Here is a 22,866-nt window from a genome sequence, read left to right on the forward strand (position 1 = left end):
AGCCTCTCGAACCGGCTGCGGGCAATCGCAGCCGGTTTTTTATTGCTCGCCGTCAGCCCGGACCCGCGAAAGCGGTGATCATTTTGCCGAACTTCAATTTTTGGGCGTGAAAATCGCGCAAAGATCGCTATATTCAGGGAAATTGTGGTGAGACGGTTCCGTTAGCCCGAGGCTGCCGGACCGTTTTCTTTTTGTACCTATTGACAAGGTCCCTCCCGAAAACGGGGGTGGCGGCAGAAAGGTCAGGCTATGATCAAGGTCCCGATGACAGGCGAGGGGTTCGCGTCATTGAAGGAAGAGCTTCGCTGGCGCCAGCAGGAGGAACGGCCTCGCATCATCGAGGCGATTTCCGAAGCGCGCTCGCATGGCGACCTGTCCGAAAATGCCGAGTATCACGCGGCGAAAGAGTCGCAGAGCCTCAATGAAGGCCGTATCAACGAGCTCGAGGATCTGATCGCGCGTGCCGAGGTCATCGACGTCTCCAAGCTCAGCGGCGACAAGGTCAAGTTCGGCGCGACCGTCGTGCTCGTCGACGAGGACACCGAGGAAAAGAAGACCTATCAGATCGTCGGCGACCAGGAAGCGGACGTGAAGTCGGGCCGTATCTCGATTTCATCGCCGATCGCGCGTGCGCTGATCGGCAAAGAAGTCGGCGACGCGATCGAGGTCAATGCTCCGGGCGGCGCCCGAGGGTACGAGATCGTCCAGGTGCAGTTTATCTGAGGACCTTTTGATAATTCTACTCTGGCGGCCGACTAGCGTAGTTTTCTGCGCTTCCGGTGCTCACGTACTTTAAGTACGCTCCGCTCCGGTTCTCGAAAACTACGCCATTCGACTCGCCAGAGCGAATTCTGAAAAAATCCTCACGCTGGCGCCTTTGAACTGAGCGCCAGCAGCCGCTCAGCCTCCACCATCACCTCAGCCGACGTGACCCTGCCGCCCGCAGGCGCAAGCAAGGTCGATGCGAAAGGCCCGCGCGGGCCGGTGAGACCTGGCTCCGTCGCCAGGAAAATGGCGACCGTCGGCCGGCCGAAGGCGCTGGCGAGGTGGGTGAGGCCGGTGTCGGCGCCGATGACCAGCGCCGCGCGGCCAAGGATCGCGGCGACATCCGCGAGCGGCGATTTCGCAACCAGCACCGTCCCTCGCACCGCACTGGCAACGGCTTCCGCCACATTCTTTTCCGCCTCATTCGACCAAGTGACCACTGGTGTGAACTGCCGGTCGGTCAATCGGCGCGCGGTTTCGATCCAGTCCTCGATCGGCCATTTCTTGTCCTCGCGGCTGGTGCCGTGCAGCAGGAAGGCGGCTCTGCCTTTGATGCTAGGGAGATTGCCCGCCGGCGGCACGATGCCTGAGCGAAGCGTCGACAGGTCGGGCTGATAGCCAAGCGCCAGCCCGAACAGCCGTCTGGTGCGCTCGATGGCGTGCAGGTCGCGCGGCACCGCATATCTGTGTCGATAAAACAGCGTCGCCGACGGCTCGCGGGCGCTCGCCCGATCGAAGCCGGCAATCGGCGCGCCGGCCTGGATCGCGACCAAGGCCGATTTCAATAAGCCCTGCGCATCGATGATCAGATCGTAGCGGGAGGCGCGGAGCGCTCCGCGCAGTCCGGTCATCTCGCGCCACGTGGCTCCGTCGAGAAGCCGCTTGCGCCAGCGCCGGACCGCCACCTTGTGAATGGTGCCGATCGCCGGATGCAGAGCCACGATACCGACAAACGGCTCCTCCACGCACCAATCGAAACTGACATCAGGACGATGGCGCACCGCGTCCTCGATGGCGGGAAAAGTGTGGATGACATCGCCCATTGACGATGTCTTGACGATCAGCACTTTCATGCCGCTGCCGGAACCTTGAGCAAGCGGTCGGCCGCGGCGGTGACGCGCGCGACATCGAGCGTGTTCAGGCAGTTGAGATGGCCAAGCGGGCAGACCTTCTTATAGCAGGGCGAGCAGGACAGATGCAGCCAGATCAGCTCGGAGCGCTCGCTGAGCGGCGGCGTGTTTTCCGGCGAGGTCGAACCATAGACGGCAACGATCGGCGTGCCGACGGCGGCGGCGACATGCATCAGCCCGCTGTCGTTCGAGACCGCAAGCTTCGCCGCTGCGATCAGGTCGATGGCATCCTCCAGCCGCGTCTTGCCGGCAAGGTCGATTGCGCCTGGCGCAAGGGCTGCAATCTCGCCGGTCACGTCGGCATCGTTCTTCGAGCCGAGCAGCGCGACGCTCAAACCCTTGGCCATCATGTCCCGGGCCAGCCCAGCATAGCGATCGCTCGGCCAGCGTTTTGCCGGGCCGAATTCGGCGCCGGGCATGAGCGCCACGAATTTCTTCCCGGTCAGCCCGAGGCGCGCCAGCAGATCGGCCTGATTGGCCTTGTCGACGGTAAGACGCGGCGCGCGAAAAGTGCCGCCGCGCGCGAGGCCGAAATAGGCGCGTGCGGTGCGCCGTTTTAGCGCTTCCGGCAGCGGCACGACATCCGTCAGCAGGCCGTAGCGCATCTCGCGCAGATTGCCGACGCGATGTGGGATGCGGGCGAAGAACGGGATCAGCGCCGATTTCCAGCTCCCCGGCAGCACATAGGCCATGTCGTAGCGGCCGCGCAGCAGGCGGCCGAAGCGCCTGCGGCTGCGGAACTCGAGCGCTCCCGGCATCAACGGAAAGTCGATCTGGCTGCGTATCTCGGGCATGCGCTTGACCAGCGGGGCCGCCCATGCCGGCGCCAGCACGTCGATGGCCGCGTTCGGATGTTTTTCCTTCAGCGCCGCAAACAGGCACTGCGCCATGACCATGTCGCCCACCCAGCGTGGGCCGATCACGAGGATCGTTGGGCCTTCAGCCATTCGACATAGTCCCTGACGCCGGTTTCGACTGTGCGGAATTGGCCATTGTAGCCGGCCGCGCGCAAGCGGGACATATCAGCCTGCGTGAAACTCTGGTAGCTGCCCTTGAGATGGTCGGGGAAGGGGATGAATTCAATCTCGCCCTTGCCCAGGGTGTCGATCACCGTCTCGGCAATCGCCCGGAACGGCTGGGCGCGGCCGGTGCCGCAATTGAAGATGCCGCTCGCGCCGCGCTTCCACAGCCACAGATTGACGTCGGCCACATCGCCGACATGAATGAAGTCGCGGCTCTGCTCGCCGGGTCCGAAGTCGCCATAGGCGCCGAACAGCTTCGGGTTTTCGCCACGCTCGACCTGGTTGAACAGATGGAAGGCGACCGAGGCCATGGCGCCCTTATGCGCCTCGCGCGGCCCATAGACATTGAAATAGCGCAGGCCCGCCACTTGCGAATGATCGGTATCGAAGACGTTGCGGCGGACGTAGTCGTCGAACAACTTCTTCGAATAGGCATAGACGTTGAGGGGACGCTCGAACTCGGGCTCCTCGCGAAACTCGCTGCCGCCGCCATAGACCGAAGCCGACGAGGCGTAGAGGAAGGGCACGCGCAGCTTCAGGCAGGCATGCAGCAGCCGTTTCGAATAGGCGTAGTTCACCTCCATCATGAACTTGCCGTTCCACTCTGTGGTGGTCGAGCAGGCGCCTTGATGGAAGACGGCTTCGATGCGGCCGAGCGCGCCGTCCTCGAGCCGGGCGAGAAAATCGTCCTTGTCGAAATAGTCGGCGATGCGAAGGTCGGCAAGGTTGGCGATCTTGTGGCCGTCGGTGAGATCGTCGACGACGACGATGTCGTCATGGCCCTCGGCATTGAGAGCGGCGACGATGTTGGAGCCGATCATGCCGGCGCCGCCCGTGACGATGATCATGATGGCCTCTGCTGCTTGCGATTCCGGCTCTTATAGGGGAGGCCAGTCGGGCTGTCGACAAAGCAGGCATCGTCCCGTCTTAGGTCGTTGAGCTTGTCTATTTCGTCTGTTTTGCCTATTTTGTACAAGATGGAGGACTTCATGAAGCAATACCCGTCTACTGATCTGAAACAAAATCTCGGTGACGTGCTTGCGGCCGCGAGCCAGCAGCCTGTCTCCATTACCCGTCACAACAAGCCGAGATATGTCCTAATGAGCATCGAGGCCTACGAGGCTCGCTTTGCCAACGACAGCCGTCGCGCTTACGCTGCCAAGGATGCTCCGTCAGACCATGTCGAGATGCTTGAGGAGTACGCTGCGGAGTTGGATCGTGATTAAGCCGGCTGCCGCCGACGTCTGGCGATATCCATATCTTTGGTATCGGCAGCATGGAGACGGCGAGACCGAAGGCCGCAAGAGACGGCCCGTTGCCTTCGTGGCCGTCCTTCCCGGGAAAGCCGGCGGCACGAACCTCTTCATCCTCGCAATCACCTCTACGCAACCGGGTCGCGATCGTGTTGCCGTTTCCGTTCCGGAAATCGAACGCCGCCGCGCCGGCCTTGACCCTATTCCTCTTTGGGTCATAGTCGACGAATACAATCACGATATCCTGGAATCGTCAGCCTATTTCGAGCCGGGCGCGCGCATCGGCGCGTTCAGTCCGTCATTCCACAAGAAAGTCATGGCTGCTTTCATTGCGGTTGTCCGCAAAGGTCAATCCAAAGCCATCCCGCGTGCGGACTGAACAGGCTGCGACCGGATCATGAGGGACAAGATGCCGTCGACCGAACTGCTCATCGCTTTTTTCGCCACCACCGCGGTCTTCGCCTATATCCCTGGCCCCGCCATGCTCTACGCCGCTGCGCAGACAATGGCGCGCGGCCGCTGGTCGGGGCTGACGGCGGCTCTCGGCATCCATCTCGGCGGCTATGTGCATGTCTTCGCGGCCGCCGCAGGACTGTCCGTCCTGTTTCACGCGGTGCCGCCGCTCTATCTTGCGGTCAAGCTCGTCGGCGCGCTCTATCTGATCTGGCTCGGCGTGTCTCTCTTCCGCAAGCGCGCGGACGGCGAGACGGAATTGCCCTTGATCGAGCGGAAATCGGCCCGTCGCGCTTTCTTCGAAAGCATCACCGTCGAGGTGCTCAATCCGAAAACGGCGATCTTCTTCATGGCGTTCCTGCCGCAATTCATCGATGCTTCGGCGGCGTTTCCGGTCTGGCTGCAGTTCGTCGTGCTTGGAACCATCGTCAACCTGATGTTCTCCTCCGCCGACGTCATGTGCGTATTCCTTGCCGGCGCGATGATCGCCCGGTTGCGGCGCTCGGGCCGCGCGCAGCGCCTGATGCAGCGCGCGGGCGGCGCCGTGCTGGTCGGCCTCGGCGTCCACGTCGCCCTGCAGAGAAGCTGATTGCCAACCCGGCTCCGGCTAAGGTCCGCGCCGGGCTGCCGTTGCGCTCGCCCGAATTGCGGTATATCGGCATCGCTTTGAACAGCCCGCGCCACAATTCCGGCGCTGAAATCTAATCAAGTCCGGCCGTCTTCAGGCATAGCTCGAGCGAGATGATCAAGCACCATCTGCCTTCTCCGGAACCTTTGCATCGCACCATCGCCCGGTTCGGCGACGTCACCGTGCTGGTGGTGGGCGATTTCATCCTGGACCGTTTCGTCAGCGGGGTGATCGAGCGCATCTCGCCGGAAGCTCCCATTCCCGTGCTGCGTGGAAAGGGCGAGGCGTTGAACATCGGCGGCGCCGGCAATGTCGTCTCCAACATCGTTTCGTTGGGCGCGGCCGCCATTCCCGTTTCGGTGATCGGTGCCGACCAGGCCGGCGACAATCTGATGCGCATGCTCAGCGAGATCGGCGTCGATACCGACGGGCTCCTGCAGCGCCAGGACCGCATGACCTCGTCGAAAAGCCGCTTCAGCGCGCTCAACCAGCAGGTGCTGCGGTTCGACGAGGAAGAGATCAAGCCGCTCACCGGGGCCGAGCGGGCGAAGCTCATCGATCATTTCCAGGCGGCGTTTGGCCGCGCCGACATCGTCATCCTCTCCGATTACGGCAAGGGCATCCTGCTCGACGGCGTCGCCGGCGAGCTGATCGCAATCTGCCGCGATGCCGGCAAGCCGGTGCTGGTCGATCCGAAGGGACGCGACTATGCGCGCTATGCCGGCGCCACGGCTGTGACGCCGAACCGCAAGGAGCTTGGCGAGGCGGTCGGGCGCAAGGTCTTCGGCGATGACGAGATCGTGGCGGCGGCGCGCGACCTGATCGCCACGCATGATTTCGAGTTCATCGTCGCCACGCGCAGCGAGAAGGGCATGAGCGTGGTCTCCGCCGAGGACGCCCGCCACATCTCCACCCAGGCGCGCGAAGTCTTCGACGTCTCCGGTGCCGGCGACACGGTCATCGCGAGTTTCGCGCTGTCGCTCGCCGCCGGCGCCGACCGGGTGCATGCGGCGGTCATCGCCAACGCGGCCGGCGGTGTCGTGGTCGGCAAGCGCGGCACGGCGCGGCTCAACGTCGAGGAGCTATCCGGCGCGCTGTTCCGCTCGCACGGGCCGACGGCTCATACCGATGCCATCCTCGATTTCAATGCCGCGGCCAGGATGGTCGCTGCCTGGAAGGAAGAGGGGCTGACCGTCGGCTTCACCAATGGCTGCTTCGACATCCTGCATGCCGGCCATGTCAGCCTGCTGCATGCCGCGCGCAGCCAGTGCGACCGGCTGGTGCTCGGTCTCAACAGCGACGCCTCGGTGCACCGGCTGAAAGGGCCGGGGCGCCCGGTCAACAACCAGCATGACCGCGCCTGCGTGCTGGCAGCACTTGCCTCGGTCGATGCCGTCGTCGTCTTCGAGGAAGACACGCCGCTGAAGCTCATCGAGGCGCTTTTGCCGGACATACTGGTCAAGGGCGCGGATTACACGATCGAGACCGTGGTCGGCGCCGATGTCGTGCAGAAGGCGGGCGGGCGCGTGGTGCTGGTCGACCTCGTCGCCGGCAAGAGCACGACGAACACGATCGGCAAGCTGCGTGCCGCAAACTGAGGATCTCATGTCAGATTTGAACGACTACCTGGTCCGCTCCGCGGCGGCGATATCGGCGATGGTCGAGCGCGACCTCACCGACGAGATGGAACGCGCGGTGAGCACCGTGGTGACGGCGCTGTCGCAAGGCAAGGCGCTGCTGATCTGCGGCAATGGCGGCTCGGCCAGCGACGCCATCCACATCGCCGGCGAGCTGGTCGGCCGCTTCCTGAAGGAGCGCAAGGCCTATAACGTCATCGCGCTGCCGGCCAACGCCGCGGTGCTGACCGCCTGGGGCAATGATTACGGCTTCGACACCGTGTTCTCGCGCCAGGTCGAGGCGCATGGATCGGAAGGCGCGGTGCTGCTCGCCATTTCCACCAGCGGCAATTCGCCAAGCATCCTTGCCGCCGCCGAGCAGGCGCGGGCGATGGACATGACGGTGATCAGCCTGACCGGCGAGACCGGCGGCAAGCTCAAGCCGCTGACCGATATCCTGCTCAACGTGCCGTCGACCTCGACGCCGATCATCCAACAGGGGCATCTGTGCCTCTATCACCATCTGTGCGAGGCTGTCGAAGCGCGTCTCAGCAATGGATGAGAGCGAAGGCTTTCCGCTGGCCGAGCCGGGTCTTTGGGTCGAGCGGACCACCGCCAGGAGCTTTCCGGCCGGCCGGCCGGCCCTGTTCCTCGATCGCGACGGCACCATCAATGTCGATACCAGGTATCCAGACGATCCGGCGACCGTGGTGCTGCGCGATGGCATCGCGCCGGTCATGGAGGCCGCGAACGAGCGCGGCATTCCGGTCGTTGTCGTCACCAACCAGTCCGGCATCGCGCGGGGCTATTTCGGCTGGGACGCGTTCGCGCGGGTCAATGGGCGCGTGCTCGAGCTGCTGGCTGAGAAAAATGCCTTCGTCGACGTGGTGCTTGCCTGCGCCTACCACGAGGCCGGCAGGGGCGCGTTGGCGGTTGCCGATCATCCGATGCGCAAGCCCAACCCGGGCATGCTGCTGGAGGCGGGGCGCCGCCTCGGCCTCGATCTCAGCCGATCGCTGATCGTCGGCGACAAGCCGGCCGATATGGAAGCCGGCCAGCGCGCCGGCCTTGCGCGTGGCTGGCTGGCGGATGGCGAAGGCTCGACGATAGGCGGGTTTTCGGTTTCGCCGTTGCGCGGCGCCACGGACCTTGAGGGACTGCTTGCCGCGATACGGTCGCTCTGATCGCGGATTGATTCAAAACCCGGTGCTAAGCCCTTTGTTTGCGCAGGCGAATTTCCGGAAGCCGGCACATTAAGTTGGAAAAGCCACCAGCCCTTCGTCCTTGACGCGGCGGATGGTCAAGGCGGTGCGTACCGTGTCCACATTCGGGGCCGATGCCAATTCCTCGATGACGAAGGTCTGGAAGGTGCCGAGGTCGCTCGCCACGCAGTGCAGCAGGAAATCGGATTCGCCCGAAACCATCCAGGCATCGCGCACGATCGGCCAGCCGCGCGTGCGTTCGGCGAAGGTCTTCAGCTCGGCATCGGCCTGATGATGCAGGCCGATCAGGCAGAAGGCGACGACATCCATGCCGAGGGCCGGCGCGTTCAGCAGCGCGCGGTAACCGCGGATGATGCCGGCCTCTTCCAGCCGCCTGACACGGCGCAGGCAGGGCGGCGCCGAAATGCCGACCCGGTTGGACAATTCGACATTGGTCATGCGGCCGTCGCCCTGCAGTTCGCGCAGGATCTTCCAGTCGATGGCATCGAGATCGGCTTTGAGCGGCATGGACGGCTTTCGCGCAAGAATCTTTCGCGATTTTGTAATTTGGTTTCGCCTGGGAGGCCATCCCTTTAGATGATTTTCTCCTTCTTTTGATGCATTCGGTGATGCCAGAGCCGCGCATACCTCCGGACGACATGCATCGGTGAGGGGCGGCGATATGCCCGATATGCGAGGAACGAAGCTTTCCGGGGACGAAAGCCAACTTGCCTTGCTGGTCTTACGGGCAACACTTACATTAGCCGCGACAAACCACGGCTGCGCGCCGCAGGGGACTTTCATGAACACCAAACATGCGCCCGTTCTCATCATCGGTTCCGGCCCGGCCGGCTACACGGCGGCGGTCTATGCCGCGCGCGCCATGCTGAAGCCGATGCTGGTCGCCGGCCTGCAGCAGGGCGGCCAATTGATGATCACCACCGACGTGGAAAACTATCCGGGCTTCGCCGATCCGATCCAGGGTCCGTGGCTGATGGAGCAGATGCTCAAGCAGGCCGAGCATGTCGGCACCGACATCATCAACGACATCATCACCGAGGTCGATCTCAATGTGCGGCCGTTCCGCGCCACAGGCGATTCCGGCACCGTCTACACCGCGGACGCCTTGATCATCGCCACCGGCGCGCAGGCGAAATGGCTGGGCATCCCGTCGGAGCAGACCTTCATGGGCTTCGGCGTTTCGGCCTGCGCCACCTGCGACGGCTTCTTCTATCGCGGCAAGGACGTCGCGGTGGTGGGCGGCGGCAATTCGGCGGTCGAGGAGGCGCTCTATCTGTCGAACCTCGCCAAGAGCGTCACCGTCATCCACCGGCGCGGCGATTTCCGCGCCGAGCGCATCCTGCGCGAGCGGCTGCTCAAGAGGGACAATGTCCGCGTCATCTGGGACACGGTCGTCGACGAGATCACCGGACGGCCGGGCAAGGCGCCGCTGCCGCCCTCGGTCGAGGGCCTGACGCTGCGCAACGTGGTGACCGGCCAGGAATCGAAGCTGCCGGTCGACGGCGTGTTCGTCGCCATCGGCCATGCGCCGGCGGTCGAGCTCTTCGCGGGCAAGCTGAAGCAGAAGCCGAACGGCTATCTGTGGACGGCGCCCGATTCCACCCGCACCGACGTGCCCGGCGTGTTCGCCGCCGGCGACGTCACCGACGACGTCTACCGCCAGGCGGTGACGGCGGCCGGGCTTGGCTGCATGGCGGCGCTCGAGGCGGAAAAATATCTGGCGGGCATCGAGGTTCACCGCGAAGCGGCGGAATGACAATCGGCTGAAAAGAGCCGTTTAAAAGCCTGATTTTTCATTCAGACGCCAAAGACAACGCGAGGGGAATCATGGCGCTGGACTGGGACAAGCTACGCGTATTTCACGCAGCGGCGGAGGCTGGGTCGTTCACCCATGCCGCCGAGACGCTGCATCTGTCGCAATCGGCCATTTCGCGGCAGGTCAGCGCGCTGGAGCACGATGTCGGCGTAGCACTGTTCCACCGCCATGCGCGCGGCCTGGTGCTGACCGAGCAGGGCGAGATGCTGTTCCGCACGGCGCATGACGTGCTGATGAAGCTGGAAACCATCAAGACGCGGCTCACAGAGACCAAGGATCGGCCGTCGGGCGTGCTCAGGGTGACGACCACGGTCGGCCTGGGCGCCGGCTGGCTGACCGAGCGCGTGCAGGAATTCATTGAGCTCTATCCCGAGATCAGCCTGCAGCTGATCCTGGCCAATGAGGAGCTCGATCTCACCATGCGCCAGGCCGATTGCGCGATCCGGCTGCGCCAGCCACAGCAGCCCGACCTTATCCAGCGCCGGCTGTTCACGGTGCATTTCCACCTTTACGCGGCGCCGTCCTATATCGCCAAGTTCGGCAGGCCGGCCTCGATCGCCGAGCTCAGGAACCACCGCATCGTCACTTTCGGCCTGCCGGTGCCCTCGCATCTGTCGGAGCTGAACTGGCTGGAGACGGTCGGCGATTTCGAGGGCGGGCAGCGGGTGCCGACGCTGCAGATCAACGACATCCTGTCGATCAAGCGGGCAGTGCAGGGCGGCGCCGGCATCGCCATGCTGCCGGACTATGTAATCAACAAGGACACGAACCTGGTGCAGCTGCTGCCGGAGACCGAGGTGCCGTCCTTCGACACCTATTTCGCCTATCCCGACGCGATGAAGAACCAGGCGAAGCTGCACGTGTTTCGCGACTTTATCATCGCCAAGGCGCGCAGCTGGTCTTACTGAATATTCAGGTGAGGCAGGCCTGCGAACGGCAGGCTCCTGCGCTTCCGGTACTCACGTACTGAAGTACGCTCCGTTCCGGTTCTCGGAGCCTACCGTTCTCGACTCGGCCTGACCTGAATATCGGCACCCCTCTCGGAAAGGGCGGCTTATCCGCGCCAGGGTTTCAGGCGCGGCAGCCAGCCGGGCACGGCGCGGCGGTAGACCTCGTATTCTTCGCCATAGCGGTTGGCGAGCGTCGGCTCTTCATAGAGCTTGACGAAGGAGATCATCGCCGCCGCGGCGATGAGGCCGTAGACCAGCACCGCCCAGCTCGAAAAGATCAGCGCCTGGCCGAGGATGATCGACAACACCGCCACATACATGGGATTGCGCACATGGCGGTAGACGCCGCCGACGACCAGTTTCTCGGTCGGCGCCACGGGAGCGGGCGTGCCCAGGCCCTCGAGGGCAAAGCGGGCGAAGGCATGAAGGAGGATGGCGGCCGCTCCGATCACAAGAATCGAGCCCACAGGCACGAAGCCCGGCAGAGCCGACAGAGGTTTGCGATAATGGTCGGTCAGCAGCCACGGCGCCAAGCCGGCGACGACGCCCGGCGCTGCGACCAGGAACAGCGCGCTGCCGGCGATTGCTGAAAAAGTTCGCATCATCGATCCCCTGCCGTAAAAATAAACTCGGCCTGCCGAAATCGACATCATTTCGCCGACTCGCATATTTCTGAGCAAAATCGGCTCGGTTTGCTTTTAAGCAGTCGCTTTAGCGTCGGAAACGCGTCGGAATCGGCGACTTTTCTGGTCCTATGGCTTCGAGGAACAGGTTGGACCACAGCCTGCGTCTTTTTGCATGCGTGTGTTGCAAAATAGATGCTTGTTTCTTGGGCATGATGAGCACATATATAGTCGCATCTCCGGGGCGCGTTCTCCTCCCATTAGCGCCCTCGAGTGTTCCCCTCTGGAGGTTAGCCTTAATCGGCACTTCCAATCAAACTCAGCCGGATCTTTATTGATCCGGCTTTTTTGTTGCCCGCATGCCTTCGAGCCGGCAAGAAAACGACTGAATCCACCGCGTAACAGTGACATGTAACATCGGGTAACATGTCGCAGACCCACTCTATCGTTTAAGTAGACGATAGGACGCGGTTGGTCGGTTCGGGAGATGGGGGCATCACTCGAAAGACCGGGCTCAGGCAAGCACCGCGTCCGAACCTTTTTACAGATGCGGCGGACCAGCCGTTGCCTCCCAGGAGAACGGTCCGCAATAGGAACGGCGTCCGGATCATCCGGACGCCGCTTTCATATCTCCAACAGAAGCCTGCCAGCAGGTCGACCTGCTCGTGCGTTTCACCGTTTCACGGAAATGGCGAACCGCACTATCTCCTTGTTCTTACGCAATTCCGGACGGAAAACCGCTCACACTTTTCTCGGAATTGCTCTAGGCCGCTTTGCCGTTGGCGTTCATCGCTTCGTCGGCTAGCCGGCCGGTGAGCTCGGCCATGTGATCGAAAGTGGCCTTGTAGCTGGCGACGCCGGCGGTCGCCGAGCGCAGCTCGATGATCAGATCGCCGATTTCGGCCTGCGGCATGGTCGCCTCGACGACGTCCCAGCCGGGCCAGTCGGGCCTTGCATCATAGCCGAGGATCTGGCCGCGCCGCTGCGGGATCAGCGCGATGATCTTGGAGGTCGCGTCGGAGGGCGTGACGATCTCGACCTTCATGATCGGCTCAAGCAGGACCGGCGAACAGGCGGCCATGCCTTCCTTCATCGCGAGCTTCGCCGCCATCTGGAAGGCCATGTCGGAGGAATCGACCGCGTGGTAGGAACCATCCGACAGATTGACGGCGACATCGACGACCGGAAAACCGAGCGGGCCTGTCTTCAGATAGTCGCGAATGCCGGTCTCCACCGATTGGATATAGGTTTTCGGCACCACGCCGCCGGTGATGGTGTCGGAGAACTGGAAGCCGGACCCGCGCGGCAGCGGCTTGATCTCGATCACCACGTCGCCGAACTGGCCGTGGCCGCCGGACTGCTTCTTGTGGCGGCCACGCTGTTGCGCCGATTTGCGGATCGTCTCCCGGTAAGGCACCGCCGGGGTATGGCCCTCGATCGGGATCTGGTTCTTGCCTTCGAGGCGCTCGCGCACCACGCGCAGATGCATCTCGCCGTGCCCAGACAGGACGGTTTCGGCGGAGTCCTGGTTGTGGCGCAGGCTGAGCGATGGATCTTCTTCGGCAAGCCGCTGGATCGCCGCCGACATCTTGACCTCGTCCTTGCGCTCCTTGGGGCGAAGCGCGAAGGCGAAGACCGGCTGCGGCGGCTCCAGCGTGACCAATGGCCGGATGCCGCCCTTGGCCGAGCTCAGCGTCTGGCCGGTCTTGACGTTGTCGAGCTTGCCGAGCGCAACCGTGTCGCCCGCCCTGGCGGATGTCAGCTTCGACTGGTCCTTGCCGAGCATCCTGTAGATGCCGGAAATCTTCGCCGTGTCGCCGTTGGAAAGGAAGAGCTCGGCTGCGTCGGCCAATTGGCCCGAGAGCACGCGCGACACCGAAAGCTTGCCGCCATGCGCGGTGTGAATGGTCTTCATCACCTGCACTACCGTCTGGCCGTCCGGCGCGCCAAGGCGCTTCCGCGTCGCCTCGACATCCGGCGCGTCATGGCGGATGGCTTTCAACAGGCGCAGCACACCGTTGCCCTTCTCGGCCGTGCCGATCAGCACCGGCGTCACCGCGCCGGCGCGCAGATCGGCCGAGAGATCGTCGAAGATAGCGTCCTTCGGCGGCTCGATCTCCTCCAGCAACTGCTCCATCAGGTGATCGTCATGGTCGGCGAGCGTCTCCAGCATGGAGAAACGGGCTTCCAGCTCGCGCGCCTTGTCGTCGTTCGGGATCTCGGCAACCTGGCTCTCGGCATATTCGCGATAGATGTAGGCGCGTTCCAGCGCCAGATCGATCGAGCCGATGACGATGCCGTCCTTGCGCACCGGAATCTGGCGCAGCAGCAGCGGCACCGAGCTTGCCGGCTGCAGCATCTTCAGCGTCTCGCGCACGCCCGCGACCGCCTTGTCGACCTTGTTGAGGAACAGGATGCGCGGAATGGCGAGATCGTCGAGCTTGCGCATGATGAGCTGCAGCGCCGGGATCTTCTTCTCATCGGCCTCGGCGACGACGACCGCGAGGTCGCAAGCGGCAAGCACGGGTTCGGCCTCGAAGGCGAATTCGATGGAGCCGGGACAGTCGACGAAAGTGATCTGCTCGCCCATGAAATCGGTGGTGGCGAAGGTCGCCTCGACGCTCATGGCGTGGGCGCGTGCCTCCGGCGAATGGTCGGAAACGGTGTTGCCCGATGAAACTGGTGACTGGCGGGGAATGGCGCCCGTGCGGGCGAGGATGGCTTCGAGAAGTGTCGTTTTACCGCTTGCGAAGGGACCGACTATGGCAATGCATTTCGGTCCCGTGCGTCGTCCTCCGGCGCGAGTACCCATGGCTGAACCTCCACTCAGGCGTTTCCCAAGGAGCGATCAGCAAAAGTGGAAACCGGTTTGCGTCCGATCGCACCCTGTGCAGAGCGGCGGCCGGCCTGTTCGGCCGTCGCGGGCGGGTTTTCACCTCTTCCCAAAGCCATCGTCACACGGGTTCGACGGGAGGGCAAGGAAAATAGAATGTTCGCCGGCTTGGTTTAGGCAGGCTGCCATCTCCTGTTCGTCAGGCCGTGAGGGCAAGACCGCAGCCGCTAAAAGCCAAGCCGGCACCTGCCAATTGGGCCGTCCGCGAGAAGCCGGAATCGGAAGATGTCAATAAAGGCTCAGCCGGCCTCGGTTCGGCGCACCGGCATGGCTGCGCTCTGCTTCACTACCCTCTCCGCAAAGCGTGACAGCAGCGGATTGAACAGGTCCGGCTTTTCCCAGAAAGGTGCATGGCCGGCGCCGGATATGACATGGCACCGTTCCCACAGCGAGGCGTAGGCCACTGTCTCGAAGTAGCTCAGCCGCACAAGCGGGTCATGCTCTCCATTGATCACCGCGACCGGGAAGGGGGCATTCTCGACCACCTGCTTCTGGTCGGCGCCCTTGCCGGCAAACATGCCGAACGCCACGCCCGAGCGCAGCCTGCCGTCGGTGCGCCTTATGGCCTCGCGGAAAGACGGACTTGCGCTGCCGCCGAAGCAAAACGCCTCAAAGCGCTCGATGTCGCGTTCGGAGTAAACTTTCTTGGAGGTGAGCAGCATGTCCCAGTTGGCATGAAAGCCACGCAGCATGCCGAGCGGCCCCCTCGACACCGGCGGCGCCCCGGTCAACACCAGACCGTTCACCGCGTGATGGAAGCTGGCAAGTTCAATCGCTACATGGCCGCCAAGCGACCAGCCGAAGATGATGGCGTGGCCGATGTTGAGGGCATCGAGAAGGCGGGCTGTGATCTGGGCGAGGCCGGTGATCGTATAGGTTGCGGCCGGGTCGCGAGCATCGGAGGAGTCGCCATGGCCGGGAAGGTCGAAAGCGATCAGCCGGTGGGCATCGGCGAGCGGACTGTCAAACTGACGCGCAAAGACGGCGCGCGAACTGCCCGAGCCGTGGATCATGATGATGGGCATGCCGGAACCAGACGACTGGCTGAGGCGCAAATCAGCCTGCGGCGTACGGATTGTGCGGTCAGTGACGCTCATGCTGGATTAGATCCTCGGATGTGGCTGGTGGCCAACATCGCATCCGGGGCTCTATATCTTCTTTAAGCATGTGGTTAAGAGAGGGTTCTTGGAAATAAGCGGCCGGCGTAGCTACCGGCTGGATGGCAGCACCGGCGGAAACCCCCACGATGGAACCACTCCTCGATCTTCTTGTCTCGATTTGCAGCATCGCGACCATTGGCCAATATGTCTGGTCGATGCGGGCGCATTTCCAATTGCAGGCCATGTTTCCAGGCGCCATGGTGATTTCGGCAGCGGTGATTGCCACGACTTTTTTCTTTCTCGCCATCCTGTGGATCCAATCGCAGCCGGTTCCGGCAAAGCTCGCCGGGCTCGCCGTCGAACTGGCAAGCTCTGCCCTCTTCTGGTGGGCGATCGTCACCTCGCGGAAGGCGCGGCTGCACTTCGCCTTCGCGCCCGATAATCCGCACAGCCTGCTGACCGGTGGCCCCTATCGCTACATCCGCCACCCTTTCTACTCGTCATACATCATCTTCTGGATTGGATGGGGGATCGCGACCTGGTCGATCTGGGCGGTGGTGCCGGTCGCCGGGATCGCCGTACTCTATGTGGTTGCGGCGCTGGGCGAAGAAAAGAAATTTTCGCGGACGCCATTGGCGGGCGATTACCAGGCCTATCGCGGTCGAGCCGGCCTGTTCTGGCCGCGGCTGGGGTGGTAGCCGACAAGTGATGCCGGAGACCGGCGGGTATTTCGTCTCGCCGCGGCGGATCGCCTCGATCGCCGCGTTCTTGATGTTGTCGGGCGTATCGAAGTCCGGCTCGCCGGCGCCGAGGCCGATCACGTCACGACCGGCATTTTTCAGGGTTTCACCTCTTCCCAAAGCCATCGTCACACGGGTTTGTCGGAGGGCAAGAAAAATAGGACGTTCGCCGGCTTGGGTTCAGCAGGCCGCCATTTTTGCTTGTTAGGCTGTGAGGGCGAGCGGTTCGCGGGCGGCGGCACATAACGCGCTTGCCTTGTCGCGCGGCGCCGGCCTGCCGAAGAAATAGCCCTGGAAGCGGCTGCAGCCGGCCGTCCGGGCAAGCGCGAATTCCTCCGCGGTTTCGACGCCTTCCGCGACGATGGCGATGTCCTGGATGCGGGCGATCTGGGCAAGCGCAGACACGAAGATCTGCGCCACCTGGTCGTGGGCGAGGCTGCGGATGTAGGAGCGATCGATCTTGACGCTGTCGATGGGCAGCGACTTCAGGTAGTTGAAGCCGCAATGGCCGGTGCCGAAGTCGTCGAGGGCGATGTGGAAGCCGAGGCCGCGCAGTGCCTCGAGGCGCCTGAGAACCTCGGGCGTCGCGGCCGTCGCTACCGTCTCGGTGATCTCGATGATGAACTGCGACGCGGACCGGCCGGTCTCGCGCAGGACCCGGTCGCACATCGTCACGATCTCGTCGCGCTTCAGCTGCTCGCCGGAGACGTTGATCGAGATGCGCCGTCCGGGAAAATGCCCGATATCGGCGCAGGCCCGCTTGAAGACCCATTCGCCGATCATGTCGATCAGCGTCGAACGCTCGGCGATCGGGATGAATTCCGACGGCGAGATCAAGCTGCGCACGGGATGACGCCAGCGGATCAATCCTTCCAGTGCGTCGACCGAGCCGTCGGGATCGACGATCGGCTGGTAGTGCAGTTCCAATTCGCCGAGATAGATTGCGGCGCGCAGCTCGCGTTCCACCAGCCGGCGATAGCGTTTGTCAGACAGCATCTCCTCGTCGAAAACGGTGACGCGGCCGCGGCCGCCCGCCTTGCTCTCGTAGAGCGCGAGATCGGCCAGCAGCATCAATTCAGTGCCGTTCGAAGCGTGCAACGGCGCGAGCGCGACGCCCACCGAGATCGACAGGGGAATGATCTTGCCTTCATGTCTCTTGCCGGCCCGCATCGCATGCAGCAGCCGGCGCGCGTCCTTGCCGATACTGGCGACGTCGCCATGCGGAACCATGATGCCGAACTCGTCGCCGCCGAGCCGGCCGATGACGCCGTCCTCGAAGATGCGCTGCGCTTCCGCGACCAGATGCGCCAGCGCCAGATCGCCGAACTGATGGCCGAACGTGTCGTTGAGCTGCTTGAAATGATCGAGGTCGATCAAAAGCAGGCTTGCCTGGCGGCGATTGCGCGAGCCGCTCAGCCAATCGCCCAACGCTTCGATGAAGTAGCGCCGGGTCATGGCGCCTGTCATGGCATCGACAGTGAGAAAGCGATGTTTCTCGGCCTCGGCGTCCGCCGCCGATTGCAGGCGCTGGACGACGTTCGAGCGCATATACATCAACACCAGAAGCGCCATTAAGGTCGAAGTCACCGACACCGCGAGCGCGCCGGCGCGGGAGGCGTTCTCCGTCAGCGCGAAAGCCGCAAGCCCGGTGGCGGCGATGCTCATCACGAGCAACGCCTGGATGCCGCGATAGATACGGCCGCTGTGATCTTTGATTGTCGCCAAGATACTCATGTCCGCGCCCCCACAGCACGCGACATGGCTAGGACCTCAGCCGTTAAGAAACGCTGAGCTTGGCCGCTGCCTGGATCTATTCCTTTGCTTCTGAGTGGAGATCGCGATTTTATGGTTAAAAAGCAACTATTTGTGACGGTTCTCTGACATTCTAATGCTGCAATCCGCCCGCTGCGCGAATGAGAAATCGAGGTTGCCGCCCGGCAACGGCTCAAAGCCAGTTGCAACGGTCTCCCGACGAGGTGAAACTACCGCGTGAGACGCCGCGCGGGGCGCTTTGTTCGAGAGGATCTGAACGATGAAGCTCATTGCGTGCGGCAGCGTGCCGACGATCATCGTGCCGAAGACATATTTCACCGGGCGGGTGCTGCAGACGCCGATCATCGAGAAAGAGGCGCCGGCGCGGCTCAGGGCGACGCTGGTCAGCTTCGAGCCCGGCGCGCGCACCCATTGGCACACGCATCCGCTTGGACAGACACTCTATGTCACCGCCGGCGCCGGCCTGGCGCAAAGCTGGGGCGGCCCCGTGCAGGAGATCAGGGCAGGGGATGTCGTTTCCTTCGCGCCGGGCGAAAAACACTGGCATGGCGCCGGCCGGAAAACCGCCATGACACACATCGCCATGCAGGAGGCGCTGGACGGCGTCCACGCCGACTGGCTGGAGCAGGTTTCCGAGGAGCAATATGGCGGCTGATCGGCGTCCAAGAAGAACCCGGCGCGGCGCCGGGTTCTTCTTGCCGGCTGGCCGATCAGGTCAGCGACGCGGTGAAGCGCTGGATGCGCGTGCAGGCTTCTTCCAGCAAGGCATCCGACGTGGCGTAGGAGATGCGGAAGTTCGGTCCGAGGCCGAAGGCCGAGCCGAACACCACCGCGACACCTTCGGCCTCCAGCAGTTCGGAGCAGAAGGCCTCGTCATTGTCGATCACCTTGCCCGTCTTGGTCTTCTTGCCGATCAGCTGGGCGCAGGACGGGTAGACGTAGAAGGCGCCTTCCGGCGACGGGCAGGAGATGCCGCGCGCCTGGTTGAGCATCGAGACCACAAGGTCGCGCCGGCCCTGGAAGATCGCCTTGTTCTTCGCAATGAAATCCTGCGGGCCGTTGAGCGCCTCGACTGAGGCCCATTGCGCGATGGTGCAGGCGCCCGAGGTCTGCTGGCCCTGGATCATGTCCATCGCCTTGATCAGCGGCACCGGGCCGGCGGCATAGCCGATGCGCCAGCCGGTCATGGCATAGGCTTTCGATACGCCGTTCATGGTCAGCGTGCGCTCATAGAGGTTCGGCTCGACCTCGGCGATGGTCTTGAAGACGAAATCGCCATAGGTCAGGTGCTCATACATGTCGTCGGTTAAGGTCCAGACATGCGGATGCTTGAGCAGCACGTCGGCCAGCGCCCGCAGCTCGGCCTCCGTGTAGGCGGCGCCCGACGGGTTCGACGGCGAGTTCATCAGCAGCCATTTGGTCTTCGGCGTGATCGCCTTTTCCAGCACTTGCGGCGTGAGCTTGAAGCCGTTGTCGATCGAGGTGTCGGCGAAGACCGACGTGCCGCCGCAGATCGCCACCATTTCGGGATAGCTCACCCAGTAGGGGCGCGGGATGACGACTTCGTCGCCCGGGTTCAGCGTCGCCATGAAGGCGTTGAACAGGATCTGCTTGCCGCCGGTGCCGACGATGGTCTGCTCCGGCCGGTAGTCGAGATTGTTCTCGCGCTTGAATTTTTTCGCGATCGCCTCGCGCAGCGGCACGATGCCGGAAACCGGCGGATATTTGGTCTCGCCGCGGCGGATCGCGTCGATCGCCGCATTCTTGATGTTGTCGGGCGTATCGAAGTCCGGCTCGCCGGCGCCGAGTCCGATCACGTCACGGCCGGCATTTTTCAGCTCGCGCGCTTTCTGCGTCACCGCGATGGTCGCGGAAGGCTTAACGCGGGAAAGGGCGTCGGCGAGAAAGGCCATGACGAAGTGTCTCCTAGGAAAAGCGGCCAGGAGCGGCCGCGGCGCCTCTCATGTCGCATCATGGCGCGGAGCGCAAGCATTGTGCGATGAGCCAGAGGTCAAGGAGGCGTGACCAAAGTCAGCCTGCGTGAGCGGCAACGCTAAATTCATCAACGGCCGGTAAACCCTTGGCTGGCAGGATCGCAGATCGGATTGCGACTATTCGCGGAGCGAGAAACCTTGTCGCGCAGCATCGGGCTCGCCCACATCATCCGTCATGATGACGGCACCTCGACCGGTGTCTGGGGCATCTATACGTTGCAGAGCGCGTTCCAGCCGATCTTCGCCTTCAAGCAGGGCAAGCTCTCGGTCGTCGCTTTCGAAGGGCTGATCCGGCCGTTCCGCGATGGCGAGCCGCAGTCGCCGGGGACATTTTTCGGCACCTGCCCGGCAGCCGACCGGCTGCATATCGAGGCGCTGACACGCACGCTGCATCTTCTGAACGCCGGCGCCTGCCTGCCGCAAGAGGCCTCCATCTTCGTCAATTTCGACCCGTCGGTCTTCACCGATCGCCACATCGCCGACAAGGCCCTGCGCGACATGCGGCTGGTGCTGCATGAAGCCGGCATCGATCCGCGCCGCATCGTCTGCGAGGTCACCGAGCAGAAATCGGCTTCGCAGGAAGCGCTCTACGGGTTTGTCGAGGCGCTGAGGGCCAATGGCTTCAGCATCGCGGTGGACGACTATGGCGCCGATGATTCCGACATCAATAGGATCAAGGAACTCAAGCCAGACATCGTCAAATTCGATGCGAATTGGATCACCCATCTGATGGAGTCCGGCGCCGGCTTCGCCTTGCTGACGGCGATGGTGCAGAGTTTCGAGAACCAGGGCATCCGCACCGTCTTCGAAGGTATCGAGGAAGGCTGGCAGTTGGAACTCGCCGAGAGGTCCGGCGCCTCCATGGTGCAGGGCTACGTGCTTGCCCGGCCGGAACTTGCCCCCACCAGCTTTCGCGTCTTCGGCAAGGGCGCGCAGCAGCCTTCGAGCGAAGACAGCAAGGCACAGGCCGCCGCAAGCCCGGCGGCCCCAACGCTGCACGGACGGCCGGCAAGGGTGTTCGGGCGCAAGGTCGCGCCATGAGCGGACAATCAGACAGGCGGCGCAACGTCGCCGAGGCGATCTTCGCCGACGAGATCGGCCTCCAGTTCGGCGTCTATGGCGAGTACCGGCTGTGGAGCGCCTATCAGCCGATCTTCGCGCCGGAGGGCAGGGTGCTCAGAGCCGTCGCCGTCGAGGGGCTGATCGAGCCGCGCCGCGTCGCGCAGCCGGTAGCCGCTTCGGTCTTCTTCGGCAGCATTCCCGCGTCCGACCTTCTGTTTGTCGAAACGATGTGCCGGATGCTGCATCTCGGCAATTACCGCAACATCGGCGTCGAGGGATTGACGCTGTTCTTCAACTATAATCCGACCATCAACGACCATCTCGGACGGGCGCTCGCCGAGATCCGGCTGATGACCAGGCATCTCGGCGATCTGGAGCTCGAGCCCAGCCTGCTGGTCTGCGAGATCACCGAACAGGCAGCCGATGACCAGGTTCTTGCCAGCCTGGTGCGCGAAATGCGGCGCGACGGCATCCGCATCGCCATCGACGATTTCGGTACGGGGCATTCGACCGAAGCGCGAATCGATCTGCTCGCACCCGACATCGTCAAGATCGACGGCGCCTGGTTTGGCGAGCTCTGCCGCCATGCCGCCGCCGAACGCTTCTTCCGGCCGTTGGTGGCGATGCTGCACGAGCGCGGCGCCAAAGTGCTGGTCGAGGGCATCGAGAATGCACAGCACCTGCGCGTCGCGCTCGAGGGCGGCGTCGACCTGCTGCAAGGCTTCCATCTCGCCCGCCCGGCGCTCGCCGGCACGGTCTTCAAGGAAGAACCGCTTTCCATCGACGCTCTCATCGACGCCGGCAACAAGGTCGTGCCCCTGCATCAGCATCGCTAATGCTCGATCCAAAAGGCGCATCAGCATCGCTGATGCTCGATCCAAAAGGCGCATCAGCATCGCTGATGCAGCGAAAAAATATCAGCGCCGCTGATGGTTCTTCTTGAAAACAAATCACTGGATGGTCTCGCCTGGGCGCGTTAGAGCCGTGCTGAAATGAGCTTCAGGCGACGCGCGAGGTATGTGCGATGATCCTCTACGACATGGCCGACAGCGGCAATTGTTATAAGCCGCGGCTGTTGATGGCCAAGCTCGGCATTCCTTTCACCCGGGTCGAGGTGAGCTCGCATACCGGCGAGACGCGCAAACCAGATTACGTCGCCAAGAATCCGAACGCGATGGTGCCGATGCTCGAGCTCGACGACGGCAGGCGTATCGCCGAGAGCAACGCCATCCTGCTCTATCTTGCCGAAGGCACGCGCTTCCTGCCCGCCGACAAATATGAACGCGCGCTGGCTTACCAATGGCTGTTCTTCGAGCAATACAGCCACGAGCCCTATATCGCGGTGCGCAAGGCGCTTTTGACTTTTCCGGAACGGGCGAAGGACGCCACGCCTGAACGATTGGCGCAGACGCTGGAGCGAGGCAACAAGGCGCTCGGCGTGATGAACCAGCATCTGGAGCGGAACGAATTTTTCGCCGGCAACGCCTATAGCATCGCCGACATCGCCTTATACGCTTATACCCACACCGCCGGGATGGGCGGCTTCCAGCTCGACGCCTATCCGGCGGTCGCCGCCTGGCTGAAGCGCGTCGAGGCGGATAAGGGGCATGTGCCGATCGAGTGGGTGCCTTAAGACAGCGCCGGCGATCGGCGAAAGGCTGGGGGACAGCTTCGTTCTCCCCGTGAACGGGGGAGAAGGAGGCAACTCGCCAAAATCCAGACAACAAAAAAGGCGGGCAATGCCCGCCTTCCTCTGCCGGTAGCCTGATCGGGAGCGTCTGGTCCGGGCCGGCAGCTATCTGCTGTTCCAGCTTGTCGGGTCTTT

The 22,866-nt window shown here is 63.2% G+C and carries 23 protein-coding genes and 1 pseudogene; 14 read left to right on the plus strand and 10 right to left on the minus strand.

The window, feature by feature from the left end:
* Positions 1-249 precede the first annotated feature (249 nt).
* A complete protein-coding gene (gene greA / locus LB529_RS12875) occupies positions 250-723 on the plus strand; it encodes a transcription elongation factor GreA (protein ID WP_095766573.1) in 474 nt (157 codons plus the stop codon).
* 140 nt (positions 724-863) lie between these two features.
* Here the strand turns inward: greA and waaC are convergent, their stop codons facing one another.
* The 3 genes from waaC to rfaD are packed head-to-tail and all read right to left on the minus strand — an operon-like array spanning position 864 to position 3,765.
* Positions 864-1,838, minus strand: coding sequence for a lipopolysaccharide heptosyltransferase I (gene waaC, locus LB529_RS12880; protein ID WP_224711277.1), 975 nt, complete (start codon positions 1,836-1,838; stop codon positions 864-866).
* On the minus strand, positions 1,835-2,842 hold the full coding sequence (waaF, locus tag LB529_RS12885) for a lipopolysaccharide heptosyltransferase II (protein ID WP_224711278.1): 1,008 nt from the start codon (positions 2,840-2,842) through the stop codon (positions 1,835-1,837). Before waaF ends, waaC begins: the two co-directional genes overlap by 4 nt.
* The gene (gene rfaD / locus LB529_RS12890; protein ID WP_224626885.1) at positions 2,815-3,765 is read right to left on the minus strand and encodes an ADP-glyceromanno-heptose 6-epimerase; all 951 of its coding nucleotides are present in this window, start codon (positions 3,763-3,765) and stop codon (positions 2,815-2,817) included. The genes waaF and rfaD overlap by 28 nt, the downstream gene beginning before the upstream one ends.
* Positions 3,766-3,906: 141 nt before the next feature.
* On the opposite strand from rfaD, the gene LB529_RS12895 reads away from it, so the two are divergent.
* From LB529_RS12895 to LB529_RS12920, 6 genes are all read left to right on the plus strand, one after another.
* Positions 3,907-4,143, plus strand: a complete 237-nt coding sequence (locus LB529_RS12895) for a type II toxin-antitoxin system Phd/YefM family antitoxin (protein WP_217575619.1) — start codon at positions 3,907-3,909, stop codon at positions 4,141-4,143.
* Positions 4,136-4,549, plus strand: a complete 414-nt coding sequence (locus tag LB529_RS12900; protein WP_318012559.1) for a hypothetical protein — start codon at positions 4,136-4,138, stop codon at positions 4,547-4,549. Before LB529_RS12895 ends, LB529_RS12900 begins: the two co-directional genes overlap by 8 nt.
* A 30-nt stretch (positions 4,550-4,579) precedes the next feature.
* The gene (locus tag LB529_RS12905) at positions 4,580-5,212 is read left to right on the plus strand and encodes a LysE family translocator (protein WP_224626945.1); all 633 of its coding nucleotides are present in this window, start codon (positions 4,580-4,582) and stop codon (positions 5,210-5,212) included.
* A 152-nt stretch (positions 5,213-5,364) separates the two neighbouring features.
* A complete protein-coding gene (rfaE1, locus tag LB529_RS12910) occupies positions 5,365-6,849 on the plus strand; it encodes a D-glycero-beta-D-manno-heptose-7-phosphate kinase (RefSeq protein WP_224711279.1) in 1,485 nt (494 codons plus the stop codon).
* A 7-nt stretch (positions 6,850-6,856) separates the two neighbouring features.
* The gene (locus LB529_RS12915; protein WP_095766579.1) at positions 6,857-7,429 is read left to right on the plus strand and encodes an SIS domain-containing protein; all 573 of its coding nucleotides are present in this window, start codon (positions 6,857-6,859) and stop codon (positions 7,427-7,429) included.
* Positions 7,422-8,051, plus strand: coding sequence for a D-glycero-alpha-D-manno-heptose-1,7-bisphosphate 7-phosphatase (locus LB529_RS12920; RefSeq protein ID WP_224711280.1), 630 nt, complete (start codon positions 7,422-7,424; stop codon positions 8,049-8,051). Before LB529_RS12915 ends, LB529_RS12920 begins: the two co-directional genes overlap by 8 nt.
* Positions 8,052-8,120: 69 nt before the next feature.
* On the opposite strand, the gene LB529_RS12925 is transcribed toward LB529_RS12920, so the two are convergent.
* Positions 8,121-8,597, minus strand: coding sequence for an Lrp/AsnC family transcriptional regulator (locus LB529_RS12925; protein ID WP_040989590.1), 477 nt, complete (start codon positions 8,595-8,597; stop codon positions 8,121-8,123).
* A gap of 274 nt (positions 8,598-8,871) precedes the next feature.
* Here LB529_RS12925 and trxB point away from each other — a divergent pair, with 274 nt between their 5' ends.
* Both trxB and LB529_RS12935 read left to right on the plus strand, forming a co-directional pair.
* Entirely contained in the window at positions 8,872-9,846 is a 975-nt protein-coding gene (gene trxB / locus LB529_RS12930) for a thioredoxin-disulfide reductase (protein WP_095766581.1), read from the plus strand.
* Positions 9,847-9,917: 71 nt separating this feature from the next.
* Positions 9,918-10,814, plus strand: a complete 897-nt coding sequence (locus LB529_RS12935; protein WP_095766582.1) for a LysR family transcriptional regulator — start codon at positions 9,918-9,920, stop codon at positions 10,812-10,814.
* Between the two features lie 146 nt (positions 10,815-10,960).
* Here LB529_RS12935 and LB529_RS12940 read toward each other — a convergent pair whose 3' ends face one another.
* The 3 genes from LB529_RS12940 to LB529_RS12950 all read right to left on the minus strand — a co-directional run bounded on the left by LB529_RS12940 (position 10,961) and on the right by LB529_RS12950 (position 15,469).
* Complete coding sequence (locus tag LB529_RS12940; RefSeq protein WP_224711281.1) at positions 10,961-11,458, minus strand: methyltransferase family protein; 498 nt, start codon at positions 11,456-11,458, stop codon at positions 10,961-10,963.
* Between the two features lie 784 nt (positions 11,459-12,242).
* Entirely contained in the window at positions 12,243-14,291 is a 2,049-nt protein-coding gene (locus tag LB529_RS12945; RefSeq protein ID WP_224711282.1) for an elongation factor G, read from the minus strand.
* Positions 14,292-14,611: 320 nt separating this feature from the next.
* Positions 14,612-15,469 carry an alpha/beta fold hydrolase gene (locus LB529_RS12950; protein ID WP_224711283.1) on the minus strand — a complete coding sequence of 286 codons (858 nt, stop codon included), beginning with the start codon at positions 15,467-15,469 and terminating at the stop codon, positions 14,612-14,614.
* A 122-nt stretch (positions 15,470-15,591) separates the two neighbouring features.
* On the opposite strand from LB529_RS12950, the gene LB529_RS12955 reads away from it, so the two are divergent.
* Positions 15,592-16,170, plus strand: a complete 579-nt coding sequence (locus tag LB529_RS12955) for a methyltransferase family protein (protein WP_224551624.1) — start codon at positions 15,592-15,594, stop codon at positions 16,168-16,170.
* Positions 16,171-16,179: 9 nt separating this feature from the next.
* Here the strand turns inward: LB529_RS12955 and LB529_RS12960 are convergent.
* Together LB529_RS12960 and LB529_RS12965 are read right to left on the minus strand one after the other, a co-directional pair.
* Positions 16,180-16,338 (minus strand): annotated as a pseudogene (locus LB529_RS12960) (aspartate transaminase); the annotation flags it as partial.
* A gap of 78 nt (positions 16,339-16,416) precedes the next feature.
* Positions 16,417-17,946: a putative bifunctional diguanylate cyclase/phosphodiesterase gene (locus LB529_RS12965; RefSeq protein WP_224711284.1), complete on the minus strand. Its 1,530-nt coding sequence runs from the start codon at positions 17,944-17,946 to the stop codon at positions 16,417-16,419.
* 298 nt (positions 17,947-18,244) lie between these two features.
* Here LB529_RS12965 and LB529_RS12970 point away from each other — a divergent pair, with 298 nt between their 5' ends.
* Positions 18,245-18,640: a cupin domain-containing protein gene (locus LB529_RS12970; protein WP_224711285.1), complete on the plus strand. Its 396-nt coding sequence runs from the start codon at positions 18,245-18,247 to the stop codon at positions 18,638-18,640.
* Between the two features lie 55 nt (positions 18,641-18,695).
* Here the strand turns inward: LB529_RS12970 and LB529_RS12975 are convergent, their stop codons facing one another.
* The gene (locus tag LB529_RS12975) at positions 18,696-19,898 is read right to left on the minus strand and encodes a pyridoxal phosphate-dependent aminotransferase (RefSeq protein WP_224711286.1); all 1,203 of its coding nucleotides are present in this window, start codon (positions 19,896-19,898) and stop codon (positions 18,696-18,698) included.
* A gap of 219 nt (positions 19,899-20,117) precedes the next feature.
* On the opposite strand from LB529_RS12975, the gene LB529_RS12980 reads away from it, so the two are divergent.
* From LB529_RS12980 to LB529_RS12990, 3 genes are all read left to right on the plus strand, one after another.
* Positions 20,118-21,020 (plus strand): EAL domain-containing protein, encoded by a 903-nt coding sequence (locus LB529_RS12980; protein ID WP_224711287.1) that lies wholly within the window; start codon positions 20,118-20,120, stop codon positions 21,018-21,020.
* Positions 21,017-21,877 carry an EAL domain-containing protein gene (locus LB529_RS12985; protein WP_140838560.1) on the plus strand — a complete coding sequence of 287 codons (861 nt, stop codon included), beginning with the start codon at positions 21,017-21,019 and terminating at the stop codon, positions 21,875-21,877. The genes LB529_RS12980 and LB529_RS12985 overlap by 4 nt, the downstream gene beginning before the upstream one ends.
* 188 nt (positions 21,878-22,065) lie before the next feature.
* A complete protein-coding gene (locus LB529_RS12990) occupies positions 22,066-22,674 on the plus strand; it encodes a glutathione S-transferase family protein (protein ID WP_224711288.1) in 609 nt (202 codons plus the stop codon).
* Positions 22,675-22,866: the final 192 nt, after the last annotated feature.

This window comes from Mesorhizobium sp. CA5, assembly GCF_020165105.1.
Classification (GTDB): Bacteria; Pseudomonadota; Alphaproteobacteria; order Rhizobiales; family Rhizobiaceae; genus Mesorhizobium.